We start from the raw sequence: 14,674 nt of genomic DNA, 5'->3' as shown, positions 1-14,674 counted from the left end.
ATAAATCCAGCACTGGTGATGTCGCCATGAGCCACCCCAAACTACTCGATACCCCGCTCTACGCACTACTGCACAAGGACGACATCACGGGATTCAACCGTGAGCGCCCGAAAGATCAGCCCATCGATATGCGCGGCGGAGACTTTCGAGGCCTGGACCTGCGAGAACTGAACGCGGAAGGTATCGACTTCACCGACGCTTATTTCCGCTCCGCCGACCTGCGTGGACTCGATCTCAGGAATGCCAGCATGGAGGGCGCTAGCCTTGCCCATGCCCAGATATCCGGCGCTTATTTCCCGGTAGAACTCACTGCCGACGAGATTCTCATGTCAGTCAACTTCGGTACTCGCCTGCGCTACCGTACCCGCTGACTCTCCCTGCACTCAGTCCGGCGCCAGTCCTTGCGCCGGACTGCGCTTGCCCAGCGCCTCGCCCCCAAGAGGCCATTTGCACATCTATCCCTCCTGGCTGTGAATCCCCTGCCTTAGAAGCATTTGCGCCAAACCCGACCAAAGAACAGCGCGATTTCTACTGAGCGCTACACTCTTTTGGAGCTGCCCACTCACCATTCGGCCATCGCCAGGAGGCTTGATGAATGATGAATTGCAACACCTGAAGAACCTTGGCAAGACATCCGCACAATGGCTGCATGCAGTGGGCATCCATAGCGCTTCGGACCTGCGCCGCCTGGGAGCGGTGGACGCATACCGGGCCGTGCGTACCCGTGGTTTTCGCGCCTCCAAGGTCCTGCTCTATGCCATTGAGGGTGCGTTGATGGACATGCACTGGAACGACCTCCCCGCCGAACGCAAAGAAGCCTTGAACAAACAGCTGGACGCCATTTCCGCTCGCCACAAAAATTGACTGGCAGGTCCTTATGTATCTCCTGGGAGAGCAACCGGCCTACGCCGACGCCCTGATCAATCGCCTGCAGGGCATTCCACCGCAGCTGCTGGATGGTTTACCCCCCGATGGCCCGGCATTAGAGCTGCCCGCTACGACAGACCTGGCCAATGTACTGCCCGGCCAGCAACTGTTCTTGCTGGAAAGTGGCGTGATCCAGGCCAGCGTGGAGGAGCGGCCGCTGTTCTACCTGCATGAGGGAGACCTGGTCGGGTTACGTCGCGGTATCGAACACCCCCAATGGCACTTGAGTTGCGACGCGCCGTTGACCCTGATCCCCTACCAGAGGGCCGAGGTGTTCCGGCACATCTACGCCGATGAACAACGATCTGAGTTACTGGTGCAGTACCTGATCGGCCAGACCGCCCTGCTCTCGGATGCCGTCGCCCGCCTCAAGCCTCCGGAGCTGCGAAGCAGCAATGGCTTCAAGCGAGTACAAGCCGGTGAAGTGCTGATTGCCCAGGGGGATGAGGCCGATCATGTCTTCGTGATCGTCGAAGGTCATGCCGAAGCCTTTGTCGACGCTCACAAGGTTGGCGATGTGCCCAAGGACGAGATCTTCGGTGCCATGTCGGTATTCACCGGAGAAAAACGCAGCGCCAGTGTCATCGCCAGCGAGCCGAGCACCATCATGCTGATTCCCAAGGAACAATTTCTCAGCCTGACCCAGAGCAATCCCCGCGTGGCCCATAGCCTGATCGAAAGCATGGCGCGGCGCATCAACCAACTGAACAGGGAAGTCATCCGGCTCAGGACCCAAGGCGGCAAGGAATAAAACCAGTGGCCGGTAACGATTCAAACAAGCGTTTAGCGAAATATGCAAAAACCTGGAATCACTTCGTTGACATCTAAATGAGAATCGTTATGATTATCACAACTGGTCGCGAGATCAGCCGATAACCTGGAAGACCAGTGGTTCGGACTCTCAGATTATCTCCTCATCAGGCTAATCACGGTTATTTGACCCGGCTCTTGCCGGGTCTTTTTTTGCCTGCAAAAACATGATCACTGTTTCAGCCGGGCGCAATAGTCCTGCTCAGGTTGCGCTGGCGTATACCAGACAAAATCGGCGCTCGATGCTCCTACCTGGCTTCCCTGTTCGGCTAGCAATAACACCACGGCCTCGCGCCCGGGGGCCAAGTCAGCCATATGCAATGGCACGCCAAGATCCTTGCGAGCATGAAAGGCACCAGCAAGAAGAACCGCTGGAGCCGGAGCCGCCAACAACCGCTCGGCCATGCGCCGATCCCGTTGCTGCTGTACCGCCAGCATGGCTGGCACCTGACTATCAGGCAGCAGGCCACAATGAGACTCGCGGATCTGCCGGGACAAGGCATCAACCACCGCTCGGGCATTGGCACTCACTCCCGGCACGGAAGGGACCTTGGCATAGATTCCACGCACCTCCTGGCGGTCCAGGTTGGCTGCCAGCAGCGGATAGGGTTGTTTGAGCGCATAACCGACCAAAGGCCCATAGAGGCTCCAATCCCATCCCGATTGCCAAGCCAACAATCCTGGCAAATCATCAGGCAGGCGTCCCGTACCAGCCGAACGCTTGACGCCATCGACCCTGGCCTGCTGATCCGGATTGAGCATCTCCAACAACAGGCTGCCTTGAGAACGCTTGGCAGCCATCGAACGCAAGAGCCATAGCTGCAAGGCATGGTGGTCAGGATTGTCATGGCGCTCACCAACGATCACTCGTGGTGCTGGCACCAAATGCGCCACCAGCTCATCAGGACTGAGTACCTGGCCACTATGCAAGTTGACAATATCCCCCGGCCGTACCACCACCGGCGGCAAGATCGAAGGTGCGCTCTGGCACCCCGCCAGCAATACCACCAGCACACACCACAAGGAACGCATCACGCCCTCCAACTTTCGAGTCAACGAGCAATGATCAGCGGATGCCCGCGCTCAGGATGCTCCTGCACCAACACCTCAAGGCCGAACACTGCCTTCAAGGGTTCGGCCTGCAGCACGCACGCCGGTGTCCCCAGAGAATGAGCGCGCCCCCCCTCAAGCAGTAGCACCCGATCACAGTAGCGCGCCGCCAGGTTAAGGTCATGGAGGATCACCAACACCGCCACGCCCTGCTCGGCAAAAGCCCGGATGGCTTGCAAAGTGACATGCTGGTGCAACGGGTCGAGGGCCGAAGTGGGCTCGTCGAGCAACAGGCTCTGCCCCTCTTGCCCCGGCCATAGTTGAGCCAGGACCCTGGCCAGGTGCACCCGCTGGCGCTCGCCTCCCGACAGGGCCAGATAGCTGCGATCCCGAAGGTGCCCGACATCGGCCGCCGCAAGGGCGGCACTGACTATCTGCGCGTCACGGATACGACCGGTCTGGTGGGGTAAGCGCCCCAGCCCCACCACTTCCTCGACCCGAAAGGCAAAATCCAGGCTCGACGCCTGGGGCAGCACGGCCAGGCGCTGGGCCCGTTGCATCCCTTCCCACTGCGCCAGCTCCCGCTGATCCAGCAGCACCCGCCCCTGATGTGCGGACAATTCGCCGCTCAAGGCTCCCAGCAGGCTGCTCTTACCCGCGCCATTGGGGCCCAGCACCCCCAGCACTTCACCGGGCTTGAGTTGCAGGTCGATCCCTGCCAGCACCTGCTTTGCCCCACGTCGGATGTGCAGGTCCTCTGCTTGCAACATCAGGCACGCCCTCGCAATAGCAGGTACAAAAAGAAAGGAGCCCCGAGAAAGGCCGTGACGATGCCGATGGGCAATTCGGCCGGCGCCAGCGCCAGACGCGCCACCAGGTCGGCCAACAGCAGCAGGCTGGCCCCGGCCAGGATCGATGCTGGCAGCAAAGTGCGATGATCAGGCCCAGCCAAAAGGCGGACCAGATGAGGCACCACCAGACCGACGAAACCGATCATCCCAGCGGCGGCGACCGCCGCCCCGACGCCAAGGGCAGTGCAGAACACCAGTTCGCGCTTGAGCCTCTCGACATCGACGCCCAAATGCTTGGCCTCCGACTCGCCCAGTAACAACGCATTCAGGGCCTTGGCCCGACGTGGCAGCCACAGCGCCACCGCGAGCGTCACCAGCAGCAGAGGCCATAGGCGCTGATAGCTGGCACCGTTCAGGCTCCCCAGATTCCAGAAGGTCAGGGTACGCAAGGTGGCATCGTCGGCCAGGTAGGTGAACAGGCCCACGGCAGAACCGGCCAGGGCCGTCAGGGCAATACCCGCCAACAGCATTGTCGCCACATGGGTCTGGCCATTGCGTCGTCCCAGTCGATAGACCAGCGCCGTCACACCCAGCCCGCCCAGAAATGCGCAAAGCGAAAGCAGATAAGGACCGATGGCTTCCGGCAAGCCACCGAACATCGCCCCCCCTACGATGGCGATCGCCGCTCCCAGCGCAGCACCACTGGATACCCCCACCAAACCGGGGTCGGCGAGCGGGTTGCGAAACAGCCCCTGCATGGCCACTCCAGACAGGGCCAACACACCACCCACGGCCAGACCGAGCAGGGTTCGGGGCAGGCGAATCTGACCGAGGATCAATTCGGCCTGCTCCAACCCTTGTCCATCAATCGGCATGCCCAGCATCCGCAAGGCGGCGCGCAAGGTATCCAGCAATGGCAAGCTGACCGGGCCCAGAGCCAAGGAAAGCCAGGTCGCCAAGAGACATAAGGCTCCGAGCCCCAGAAACAGCGTACGGGGTTTGACCAGACGACTCATTGGCCTGGCTTGGCCTGTGGATAAAAGACCGTCGACAGTTGTTTCAGGCTTTCAGGCAGGCGCGGCCCTAGGCCCCCGACCAACAAGGTCGGGTCCAGCTCGACCACCCGCCCGTTCTTGACCGCCCGGGTCGCCGCCAATGCCGGATTTTCCTTGAACAAGGCGGCGCGGGCCGCATCCCCAGTCAAGCTGCGGTCGGAGAACACCAGGACATCAGGACTAAGACCTGCCAAAGACTCCACCGAGAACGGCTTGTACCCGGTATGAGTCGCCAGGTTACGCCCACCGGCCCGTTGCAGTAGCCAGTCAGCGGCGGTGTCCTTGCCGGCGATCAGTGGCTTGCCCCCGGCATGCCCCAGGACCAGTAGCACTCCCGGCGCCGACTGATGTTCTTGTGCCTTGGCGATCCAGGCTTGTTGCTGCTCCAGTTGCTGCCGATAGCCTTGGAACAGCTGCCCGGCCTGCTCCTCGCGTCCCAGGAGTTGCCCCAGATGCTGCAAGGTTTGCTGCAAAGTGGCCAGGTCAGCCTCGGCAGAAAACAATTCGACCTTCACCCCGGCACTGCGAATCTGCGAGATCACCGGCGGCGGCCCCATCTCCTCGGTTCCAATCAACAATTGTGGACGCAGGCTCAGTACACCTTCAGATGACAACTGGCGCTGATAGCCAATGCTGGGCAACGCCTTGAGCGACGCCGGGTGTTGACTGGTGGTGTCGACCCCCACCAGATTCGACTCCGCCCCCAGGGCACTCACCCACTCGGACAAGGCTCCGCCGGCACTGACCCAACGCTGTGGCAACTCCTCGGCAGTGGCCCAGTGGCTCACCAGCAATCCGGCACAGAACGCAAACGCGCTGGCGGTCAGGCGCATATGAACATTTCCTTTATAGAAGTGAGGCCCTCGAAGCTGCTGTCCATGTGACATGCCAGGCTGGCCAGGCATCGAAATGATCGAGCGCTCCTCAACGAGCGAAGCGGCCATTTGATAATTGTTTGCATTTGACCGTCAAGCATCGACATGTTTCACCCTGCGGCCAGGAGAAATCCGTGGCAGGCTCAACCAAGGCTTACGGACCAAAAGGATAGTCATGAAATTTCTTTGCGCTGGCAGCGACCTGCCCGAAGCCGGCAGCCGGGGTTTTCTGCTCGATGGCGTAAAGCTCTTCGCCGTGCGCCGTGAGCAGCGGGCTTATGTCTACAGCAACCGTTGCCCGCACCGGGGCGTCGCGCTGGAGTGGCAACCCGATCAGTTCCTCGACCCCAGTGCCAGCCTGATCCAGTGCGCCACCCATGGCGCACTGTTCCTGATCGAAAGCGGCGAATGCGTGGCCGGCCCTTGCGCCGGCCAGTCACTGCAAAGCATCGACTGCCACGAGGACAGCCAGGGGATCTGGGTCGAGCTCTAGAGCCGTACCTCAAGACGTCGGTCGATACATACCTCTTGGGCCGTCAGGCGCACGCCATAGGCCAGTACCTCGACGCCAGCCGCCACCGCCTCGCGCAGCGCCGCAGCGTAACCCGGGTCGATTTCCTCCGCCGGGCGTACCGCATCGATGCCCGATAGATTGACGCAATACAGCTGCACTGCCCTGATCCCCTCGCGGGCCAGGCTCGCCAACTCGCGCATGTGCTTGGCCCCACGCTGGGTCACCGCATCGGGAAATGCAGCGACCGTCGAACCATCGAAGCCCAGGGTGACACTCTTGACCTCAACGAATGCCGGACCCTCTGGAAAGTCGAGACGAAAATCCACACGGCTGTTTTCCTGCCCATACGCCACCTCGCGCTTGAGCTCGGTAAAACCACGCAATTCGCTGATCACCCCGGCATGCAATGCTTCTTCCACCAAGCGGTTGGCCCGCCCGGTATTCACGCAAGCCAGCCGGCCCTGCGGGGTTTCGCTGATTTCCCAGGTCCCTGGCAACTTGCGCTTGGGATCGTTCGAGCGACTGAACCACACCTGCCCCCCCTCCACCATGCAGTTGAACATGGAGCCGGTATTGGGGCAGTGGATGGTCAGTTGCTCACCATGGAGGGTTTCGATATCGGCCAGAAAACGCTTGTAGCGACGTAACAGGCGCCCCTCTTCCAGGGGAGGATCGAAACGCATCAGCCTTGCCAGCTCTGCAGGCCGCGGGCAACTCGCTCCACCGCTTCCTGCAAGCGCTCCAGGCTCTGGGTATAAGCGAACCGCACATGATGTCCCGCCTGGTGGCGACCGAAATCCAGACCTGGCGTGAAAGCCAGGTGCTCGGTTTCCAGGAAATGCCGGCAGAAGGCAAAGGCATCGCCACCAAAGGCGCTGATATCGGCATACAGGTAGAAGGCCCCTTCAGGCTCCACGGCGATACCGAAGCCCAACTCGCGCAGGGCCGGCAGCAGGAAGTCACGACGACGTCCGAACTCGGCGCGCCGTTCTTCCAGGATGTCGATGGTCGCGGGTTCGAAACAGGCCAGGGCGGCATGCTGGGCTATGCTCGGGGCGCTGATGTAGAGGTTTTGCGCGAGCTTCTCCAGTTCGCCGATCGCGGCTTCGGGCGCCACCAGCCAACCCAGGCGCCAGCCGGTCATGCCGAAATACTTGGAAAAACTATTCAGGACGAAGGCACTGTCATCCACTTCCAGGACGCTGGCCGCATCGGTGCCGTAGGTCAGGCCATGGTAGATCTCGTCCACCACCAGGTGGCCGTTGTGCGCCTTGACCGCCGAAGACAAGCCAGCCAGTTCGTCACGACTGAGGAGCGTGCCGGTGGGGTTTGCCGGAGAGGCCACCAGGGCACCGACGCTGTCCTGGTCCCAGTAGCGCTCTACCAGGTCCGGGGTCAGTTGGTAGCGCACATCCGGACCGACCGGAACCAGTTGCGCCGCCCCTTCCACCAAGCGCAGGAAATGCCGGTTGCAAGGATAGCCCGGGTCGGCCAGCAACCAGTGCTTGCCGGGGTCCACTAGCAAGCTGCTGGCCAGCAACAGGGCACCGGAACCGCCAGGGGTGATCATGATCCGCTCGGGATCGATATCCAGGCCGTAGCGCTGCTGGTAGAAGCCAGAGATCGCCTTGCGCAGCTCGGGGATGCCACGGGCCGCTGTATAGCGAGTCTTGCCGGCGCTCAACGCGGCCTGGCCAGCCTTGATGATGGGTTCGGCGGTGGTGAAGTCCGGTTCGCCGATCTCCAGGTGAATCACATCATGCCCAGCGGCCTGCAGCTCGTTGGCCCGGGCCAGCAAAGCCATGACATGGAAAGGTTCGATAGCGCGACTGCGCGCACTGTAGGGCAGAGCCATTAGCCTTCCTTCATCCAAGGGGAGCAAAAATTCGATTCTACCCATGCTCGCAGGATTAGGGAGAACCCGGGAGTATTCCGGCGCTCTTTGGCCCAGGTCCAATCGAATTAAACGGAACCCGCAGCGTTGGCTAAAATCAATGATTGAATGAAGCGGTCATAAAGCCATGTCAGACTTTTCTCCGCCCATAGGCCAGGCAGGACAAAGGCTCGACAACCGGGAGTAGCGCGCTCAGGTTTGATCTGGTAAGTTCGCCCGCTTGCAGTCGCAGGGCCGGCAACTGTCGGAGATGGAGCAATCCTGCGCAATGGATTACAAGAGTAGAGGCGGTCCATTCATGCCCACCCAAGCAAAGCAACAGATTCAATCGATCAGCGGTTTTGAACCTTATGTTGAGACTGCGGGCGAAGAGTACATGGGCAAGCCCATGCGCGAGCACTTCACCAAGATCCTGAACAAGTGGAAGCAGGACTTGATGCAGGAAGTCGACCGCACTGTTGATCACATGAAGGACGAGGCTGCCAACTTCCCCGATCCGGCCGACCGTGCCAGCCAGGAAGAAGAATTCAGCCTCGAACTGCGCGCCCGTGACCGTGAGCGCAAGCTGATCAAGAAAATCGACAAGACCCTGCAACTGATCGAAGACGAAGAGTACGGCTGGTGCGAGTCCTGCGGTGTCGAGATCGGTATCCGGCGCCTCGAAGCCCGCCCTACCGCCGACATGTGCGTAGACTGCAAGACCTTGGCAGAAATCAAGGAAAAACAGGTCGGCAAGTAAGCGCCGGCCTGGACCAGAAACGGAGCGTAAAAACGCTCCGTTTTTGTTTCTGCCTCCTCCTTTTCGCCTCCCCCGCATGAACGATCCTGCTCGCCAATGGCAGTAGCTACCAACGCCATCGCCACCAGGGGACCAGAGCAAGTAACATCCGCGCCATGACTGCCTCTTCCTATATCGGGCGCTTCGCCCCCACTCCCAGTGGCTACCTGCACTTCGGCTCATTGGTCGCCGCCCTGGCCTCCTACCTGGATGCCCGCGCCGTCGGTGGCCGCTGGCTGCTGCGCATGGAAGACCTGGACCCACCCCGCGAAGAACCCGGGGCCCAGTCGGCGATCCTCAAGGCCCTGGAAAGCTATGGCTTCGAATGGGATGGCGAAATGATCCGCCAGAGCGAACGCCACGATGCCTATGCCCAGGTCCTGGATCGCCTGTTCAACCAGGGGCTGGCCTACGCTTGCACCTGTTCGCGCAAGCAACTGGAGCCCTACCAGGGCATCTACCCAGGGCTGTGCCGCAACCTCGGACATGCCCAGGATGACGCGGCAATACGCTTGCGGGTACCTGAGCTCGAGTATCACTTCATCGACCGGGTCCAGGGCCAGTTCCGCCAGCACCTGGGGCGGGAGGTGGGAGACTTCGTGATTCGCCGTCGCGACGGGCTCTATGCCTACCAACTGGCCGTGGTGCTCGACGATGCCTGGCAGGGGATCACCGATATCGTGCGCGGCGCCGACCTGCTGGACTCCACCCCGCGCCAGCTCTATCTGCAGGAACTGCTGGGCCTGCCCCAGCCACGCTACCTGCATGTGCCGCTGATCACCCAGCCGGATGGCCACAAGCTCGGCAAATCCTATCGTTCGCCGCCGCTGACGGAAGACCAGGCCCCGCCGCTGTTACTGCGCGCCCTAAGGGCCCTGGGCCAGAAACCACCAGCCGACCTGGCCGATGCCAGCGTGGCGGAAATCATGAGGTGGGGAATCCATCACTGGGACGCGTCGCTGATTCCGCGCACACTGAACGTACCGGAAGCGCAATTGAACTGACGCCACTTGCAGGTTGGCGCCCATCCGTTACCATCGCCGCACGTTTTCGGGCACGCACACAATAAAGAGAGGCCGAGATGTACATCTATCGCTTGGTCCTGCTCCTGGTAGTGGGGATCTATCTGTTCTCCCCCGCCATCATGGATTGGTGGATCGATGCTACTGGCGCCTGGTATCGCCCGTATCTGCTCTGGCTGATTCTGATCGTCGTGACCTTCATCCTGCAGAGTCAAAAAGATGCCGATGAGCTTTAGCCTGACCCAGATGATCCTGGCCAGCGCCGCCTATCTACTGGTGCTGTTCGGGGTGGCCTGGATCAGCGAGCGCGGCATGATCCCGCGCTCGATCATTCGCCACCCGCTGACCTACACCCTGTCGCTGGGAGTCTATGCCAGCGCCTGGGCCTTCTACGGCACCGTGGGCCTGGCCTACCAGTACGGCTACGGCTTCCTTTCCAGCTACCTGGGAGTATCCGGGGCCTTCCTGCTGGCGCCCGTACTGTTGTATCCGATCCTCAAGATCACCCGCACCTACCAACTGTCATCCCTGGCCGACCTGTTCGCCTTCCGTTTCCGCAGCACCTGGGCCGGCGCACTGACCACTATCTTCATGCTGGTGGGGGTATTGCCGCTACTGGCCCTGCAGATCCAGGCGGTGGCCGACTCCATCGGCATCCTGACCCATGAGCCGGTGCAACATCGGGTGGCCCTGAGCTTCTGCGCACTCATCACACTGTTCACTATCTTCTTCGGCTCACGGCACATCGCCACCCGGGAAAAACACGAAGGCCTGGTGTTCGCCATCGCCTTCGAGTCGGTGATCAAGCTGATCGCCATCGGCAGTGTCGGCCTGTACGCGTTGTACGGGGTGTTCGACGGGCCGCAACAGCTGGAGCTCTGGCTGCTGCAAAACCAGACCGCCCTCGCGGCGTTGCATACCCCCCTGCAAGAAGGCCCATGGCGCACACTGCTGCTGGTGTTCTTCGCCTCGGCGATCGTCATGCCGCACATGTACCACATGACCTTCACCGAAAACCTCAACCCCCGCGCCCTGGTCAGCGCCAGTTGGGGCCTGCCGCTGTTCCTGTTGCTGATGAGCCTGGCAGTACCGCTGATCCTCTGGGCCGGACTCAAGCTTGGCGCCACCACCAACCCGGAATACTTCACCCTGGGTATCGGCATTGCCGCCAATAGCCCGGCCCTGGCACTGATGGCGTATATCGGTGGGCTCTCGGCCGCCAGTGGCCTGATCATCGTCACCACGCTGGCCCTCTCGGGGATGGCCCTGAACCACCTGGTACTGCCGCTTTACCAACCACCAGCGGAAGGCAATATCTACCGCTGGCTGAAGTGGACCCGCCGGGCCCTGATCGTCGCCATCATCATGGCCGGCTATGCCTTCTACCTGCTGCTGGGGGCCGAGCAGGACCTGGCCAACCTGGGGATCGTGGCGTTCGTCGCGACCCTGCAATTCCTGCCTGGAGTGCTCTCGGTCCTGTACTGGCCGACCGCCAATCGCCGGGGCTTCATCGCCGGTTTGCTGGCCGGGATCCTGGTGTGGATGGTGACCATGCTGCTGCCGCTGATCGGCAACCTGCAAGGCTTCTACATCCCGCTGCTGAACATGATCTACGTCCTCGACGACACCAGTTGGCACATGGCAGCCATTGCCTCGTTGGCAGCCAACGTCCTGATGTTCACCCTGGTCTCGTTGTTCACCAATGCCAGTTCCGAGGAGGCCAGCGCTGCGGAAGCCTGCGCAGTGGATAACGTACGCCGCCCTCAGCGTCGGGAACTGCACGCGGCATCGCCCCAGGAGTTCGCCACCCAGCTGGCCAAGCCCCTGGGTGCCAAGGCTGCACAGAAGGAAGTGGAACAAGCCTTGCGCGATCTCTACCTGCCTTTCGATGAGCGCCGGCCCTATGCCCTGCGGCGCCTGCGCGACCGGATCGAAGCCAACCTCTCAGGCCTGATGGGCCCCAGCGTTGCACAGGACATGGTGGAAACCTTCCTGCCCTACAAGGCTGGTGGCGAGAATTACGTGACCGAGGACATTCACTTCATTGAAAGCCGGCTCGAGGACTACCACTCGCGCCTGACCGGCCTGGCTGCCGAGCTCGACGCCCTGCGGCGCTATCACCGGCAAACCCTGCAAGAACTGCCGATGGGTGTTTGCTCCCTGGCCAAGGACCAGGAAATCCTGATGTGGAACAAGGCCATGGAGGAACTCACCGGGATCCCTGCCCAGCATGTAGTGGGATCGCGCCTGGGCACCATCGCCAACCCCTGGAAAGACCTGCTGCAAGGCTTCATCGACCTGCCGGACGAGCACTTGCACAAGCAGCACCTGGCCCTGGACGGCCAGACACGCTGGTTGAACCTGCACAAGGCCGCGATCGACGAGCCCTTGGCTCCAGGCAATAGTGGGCTGGTGCTGCTGGTGGAAGACCTGACCGAGACTCAGACCCTGGAAGACAAGCTGGTGCATTCAGAACGACTGGCCAGCATCGGGCGCCTGGCCGCCGGGGTGGCCCATGAAATCGGCAACCCGGTCACCGGCATCGCCTGCCTGGCGCAGAACCTGCGTGAAGAGCGTGAAGAAGACAGCGAGCTGACGGAAATCAGTGGGCAGATCCTCGAACAGACCAAGCGCATCTCGCGCATCGTCCAATCCTTGATGAGCTTTGCCCACGCCGGTAGCCACCAGCACAACGACGAAGCGGTGTGCCTGGCGGAAGTGGCCCAGGACGCCATTGGCCTGCTGGCATTGAACCGACGCAATTTCGAGGTGCAGTTCTTCAATTTATGCGATCCCGACCACTGGGTCGATGGCGACCCCCAGCGCCTGGCCCAGGTCCTGATCAACCTGCTGTCGAACGCCCGCGACGCCTCTCCTCCCGGTAGCGCCGTACGCGTCAAGAGCGAGGCTTTCGAGCACACGGTAGACCTGATCGTGGAGGACGAAGGCAGTGGCATTCCGAAGAACATCATGGACCGATTGTTCGAACCGTTTTTCACCACCAAGGACCCAGGGGAAGGCACCGGACTGGGCCTTGCACTGGTCTATTCCATCGTTGAAGAGCATTATGGACAAATCACCATCGACAGCCCGGCCGATCCACAGAGCCAGCGCGGCACCCGTATCCGAGTGACCTTACCGCGCCATGTCGAAGCGACGTCCGCTGTGAACTGAGACCGTCGAGAGAATTGAATCAATGCCGCATATTCTGATCGTCGAAGACGAAACCATCATCCGCTCCGCCCTGCGACGCCTGTTGGAACGCAACCAGTATCAGGTCAGCGAAGCCGGCTCAGTGCAGGAAGCACAGGAACGCTTCAGTATCCCCACGTTCGATCTGATCGTCAGTGACCTGCGCTTGCCTGGTGCCCCGGGTACCGAGCTGATCAAGCTCGGCCAGGGCAAACCGGTACTGATCATGACCAGCTACGCCAGCCTGCGCTCGGCCGTGGACTCGATGAAAATGGGCGCGGTGGACTATATCGCCAAGCCTTTCGACCACGATGAAATGCTCCAGGCCGTGGCGCGGATCCTGCGGGATCGGCAAAACGTCGAGCAGATGCCGGCCGAACGCCCGGCAGGCAAGACCGGCACTGGGACCGAAAAGGCCGGGAACGCGAACGGCGAGATCGGCATCATCGGCTCCTGCGCACCGATGCAGGATCTGTACGGCAAGATCCGCAAGGTCGCGCCCACCGACTCCAACGTCTTGATCCAGGGCGAGTCCGGGACCGGCAAGGAGCTGGTAGCGCGGGCACTGCACAACCTGTCCAAGCGGGCCAAGGCCCCCATGATCTCGGTGAACTGTGCCGCCATTCCGGAGACCCTGATCGAATCCGAGCTGTTCGGCCACGAGAAAGGCGCATTCACCGGCGCCAGCGCTGGTCGGGCCGGCCTGGTGGAAGCAGCCGATGGCGGCACCTTGTTCCTCGACGAAATTGGCGAACTGCCTCTAGAAGCCCAGGCGCGCCTGCTGCGCGTACTGCAGGAAGGTGAAATTCGCCGCGTCGGCTCGGTACAGTCGCAGAAGGTTGACGTACGCCTCATCGCCGCGACCCACAGGGATCTGAAGAGCCTGTCGAAGATCGGCCAGTTCCGCGAGGACTTGTACTATCGCCTGCACGTAATTGCCTTGAAGCTACCGGCCTTGCGCGAGCGCGGCGCGGATGTGAATGAAATCGCCAACGCTTTCCTGGCCCGCCAGAGCGCACGTATCGGCCGCACGGACCTGAAATTCTCCGCCGATGCCGAACAGGCGATTCGACATTACTCATGGCCGGGTAACGTGCGTGAACTGGAAAACGCGGTGGAGCGCGCAGTGATCCTGTGCGAAAGCCCAGAGATTTCCGCGGACCTACTGGGTATCGATATCGAATTGAGTGATCTGGAGGACGACGACTTCGTCAGCCTGGCACCCCAGCCAGGGGCCACCAGCCACGAGCCGACCGAAGATCTGTCACTGGAAGATTACTTCCAGCATTTTGTCCTGGAACACCAGGACCACATGACCGAGACCGAATTGGCCCGCAAGCTGGGCGTCAGCCGCAAATGCCTGTGGGAGCGACGTCAGCGCCTGGGCATTCCACGTCGCAAGAGTGGCGCGACCAGCGAAAGCTGATACCTGCACAACCTGGATGAGGTAACGCCGGGTTTGTGAAAAAAACTGTTACCCCTGTAAGGGGACGTAACAAAAGCCGGGGCTAAAGGTAACGAAGCCCCGGTTTTTTTTGCCTTGAAAAAACCTGCCCGCCCCGTCTAACCCCTTGTTTTATTGGGGTTTGCAAAAGTTGGCACGGCACCTGCTATATGTTTGGTACAAGAACAATAACAAGCAATGCATAAGACAATAAAAATAAGACGAATCGACTCACGCATAACAAAAACAACACGGCGGAGGCGCAGCTAACTGATTCTTTTGAAGAGGCGTTGTATTTGGGGCGTGCCCCACAACCAGGCTG

The 14,674-nt window shown here is 61.1% G+C and carries 15 protein-coding genes; 9 read left to right on the top strand and 6 right to left on the bottom strand.

Features of this window, described 5'->3' with window-relative positions; all coding sequences use genetic code 11:
- The first annotated feature begins 26 nt into the window (after positions 1-26).
- The 3 genes from C4K39_RS21725 to C4K39_RS21715 all read left to right on the top strand — a co-directional run bounded on the left by C4K39_RS21725 (position 27) and on the right by C4K39_RS21715 (position 1,678).
- Positions 27-371: a pentapeptide repeat-containing protein gene (locus C4K39_RS21725; RefSeq protein ID WP_068575502.1), complete on the top strand. Its 345-nt coding sequence runs from the start codon at positions 27-29 to the stop codon at positions 369-371.
- A gap of 220 nt (positions 372-591) precedes the next feature.
- Positions 592-864 (top strand): TfoX/Sxy family protein, encoded by a 273-nt coding sequence (locus C4K39_RS21720; protein WP_068575503.1) that lies wholly within the window; start codon positions 592-594, stop codon positions 862-864.
- Between the two features lie 13 nt (positions 865-877).
- On the top strand, positions 878-1,678 hold the full coding sequence (locus tag C4K39_RS21715) for a Crp/Fnr family transcriptional regulator (protein WP_068575504.1): 801 nt from the start codon (positions 878-880) through the stop codon (positions 1,676-1,678).
- Positions 1,679-1,908: 230 nt separating this feature from the next.
- Here the strand turns inward: C4K39_RS21715 and C4K39_RS21710 are convergent, their stop codons facing one another.
- From C4K39_RS21710 to C4K39_RS21695, 4 genes are read right to left on the bottom strand one after another with little or no spacing between them, the layout of a single operon-like run.
- The gene (locus C4K39_RS21710) at positions 1,909-2,769 is read right to left on the bottom strand and encodes a ChaN family lipoprotein (RefSeq protein ID WP_124347380.1); all 861 of its coding nucleotides are present in this window, start codon (positions 2,767-2,769) and stop codon (positions 1,909-1,911) included.
- A 20-nt stretch (positions 2,770-2,789) separates the two neighbouring features.
- Positions 2,790-3,557, bottom strand: a complete 768-nt coding sequence (locus C4K39_RS21705; RefSeq protein WP_124347379.1) for a heme ABC transporter ATP-binding protein — start codon at positions 3,555-3,557, stop codon at positions 2,790-2,792.
- Positions 3,557-4,594, bottom strand: coding sequence for a FecCD family ABC transporter permease (locus tag C4K39_RS21700; RefSeq protein WP_124347378.1), 1,038 nt, complete (start codon positions 4,592-4,594; stop codon positions 3,557-3,559). The genes C4K39_RS21705 and C4K39_RS21700 overlap by 1 nt, the downstream gene beginning before the upstream one ends.
- Complete coding sequence (locus tag C4K39_RS21695; RefSeq protein WP_068575508.1) at positions 4,591-5,466, bottom strand: heme/hemin ABC transporter substrate-binding protein; 876 nt, start codon at positions 5,464-5,466, stop codon at positions 4,591-4,593. Before C4K39_RS21695 ends, C4K39_RS21700 begins: the two co-directional genes overlap by 4 nt.
- Positions 5,467-5,683: 217 nt before the next feature.
- On the opposite strand from C4K39_RS21695, the gene C4K39_RS21690 reads away from it, so the two are divergent.
- Positions 5,684-6,001, top strand: a complete 318-nt coding sequence (locus C4K39_RS21690; protein ID WP_068575509.1) for a Rieske (2Fe-2S) protein — start codon at positions 5,684-5,686, stop codon at positions 5,999-6,001.
- Here C4K39_RS21690 and sfsA read toward each other — a convergent pair.
- Both sfsA and C4K39_RS21680 read right to left on the bottom strand, forming a co-directional pair.
- The gene (gene sfsA, locus C4K39_RS21685) at positions 5,998-6,705 is read right to left on the bottom strand and encodes a DNA/RNA nuclease SfsA (RefSeq protein WP_124347377.1); all 708 of its coding nucleotides are present in this window, start codon (positions 6,703-6,705) and stop codon (positions 5,998-6,000) included. The two genes, C4K39_RS21690 and sfsA, sit on opposite strands and share 4 nt — an antisense overlap.
- Complete coding sequence (locus tag C4K39_RS21680; RefSeq protein ID WP_068575511.1) at positions 6,705-7,877, bottom strand: pyridoxal phosphate-dependent aminotransferase; 1,173 nt, start codon at positions 7,875-7,877, stop codon at positions 6,705-6,707. The genes sfsA and C4K39_RS21680 overlap by 1 nt, the downstream gene beginning before the upstream one ends.
- Positions 7,878-8,214: 337 nt before the next feature.
- Between C4K39_RS21680 and dksA the strand changes: the two genes are divergently transcribed.
- From dksA to C4K39_RS21655, 5 genes are all read left to right on the top strand, one after another.
- Positions 8,215-8,655, top strand: coding sequence for an RNA polymerase-binding protein DksA (gene dksA / locus C4K39_RS21675; RefSeq protein WP_011063504.1), 441 nt, complete (start codon positions 8,215-8,217; stop codon positions 8,653-8,655).
- A gap of 155 nt (positions 8,656-8,810) precedes the next feature.
- A complete protein-coding gene (gene gluQRS, locus C4K39_RS21670) occupies positions 8,811-9,698 on the top strand; it encodes a tRNA glutamyl-Q(34) synthetase GluQRS (protein WP_164487311.1) in 888 nt (295 codons plus the stop codon).
- A 77-nt stretch (positions 9,699-9,775) separates the two neighbouring features.
- Entirely contained in the window at positions 9,776-9,952 is a 177-nt protein-coding gene (locus C4K39_RS21665) for a hypothetical protein (RefSeq protein ID WP_003176118.1), read from the top strand.
- A complete protein-coding gene (locus tag C4K39_RS21660) occupies positions 9,936-12,890 on the top strand; it encodes a sensor histidine kinase (protein WP_164487310.1) in 2,955 nt (984 codons plus the stop codon). The genes C4K39_RS21665 and C4K39_RS21660 overlap by 17 nt, the downstream gene beginning before the upstream one ends.
- 22 nt (positions 12,891-12,912) lie before the next feature.
- The gene (locus C4K39_RS21655; protein WP_124347375.1) at positions 12,913-14,334 is read left to right on the top strand and encodes a sigma-54-dependent transcriptional regulator; all 1,422 of its coding nucleotides are present in this window, start codon (positions 12,913-12,915) and stop codon (positions 14,332-14,334) included.
- Positions 14,335-14,674: the final 340 nt, after the last annotated feature.

The sequence above is a fragment of the Pseudomonas sessilinigenes genome (assembly GCF_003850565.1).
Lineage (GTDB): Bacteria > Pseudomonadota > Gammaproteobacteria > Pseudomonadales > Pseudomonadaceae > Aquipseudomonas > Aquipseudomonas sessilinigenes.
Note: the sequence above shows the minus strand (reverse complement) of the source record. Positions and strands in the feature narration are given on the sequence as shown.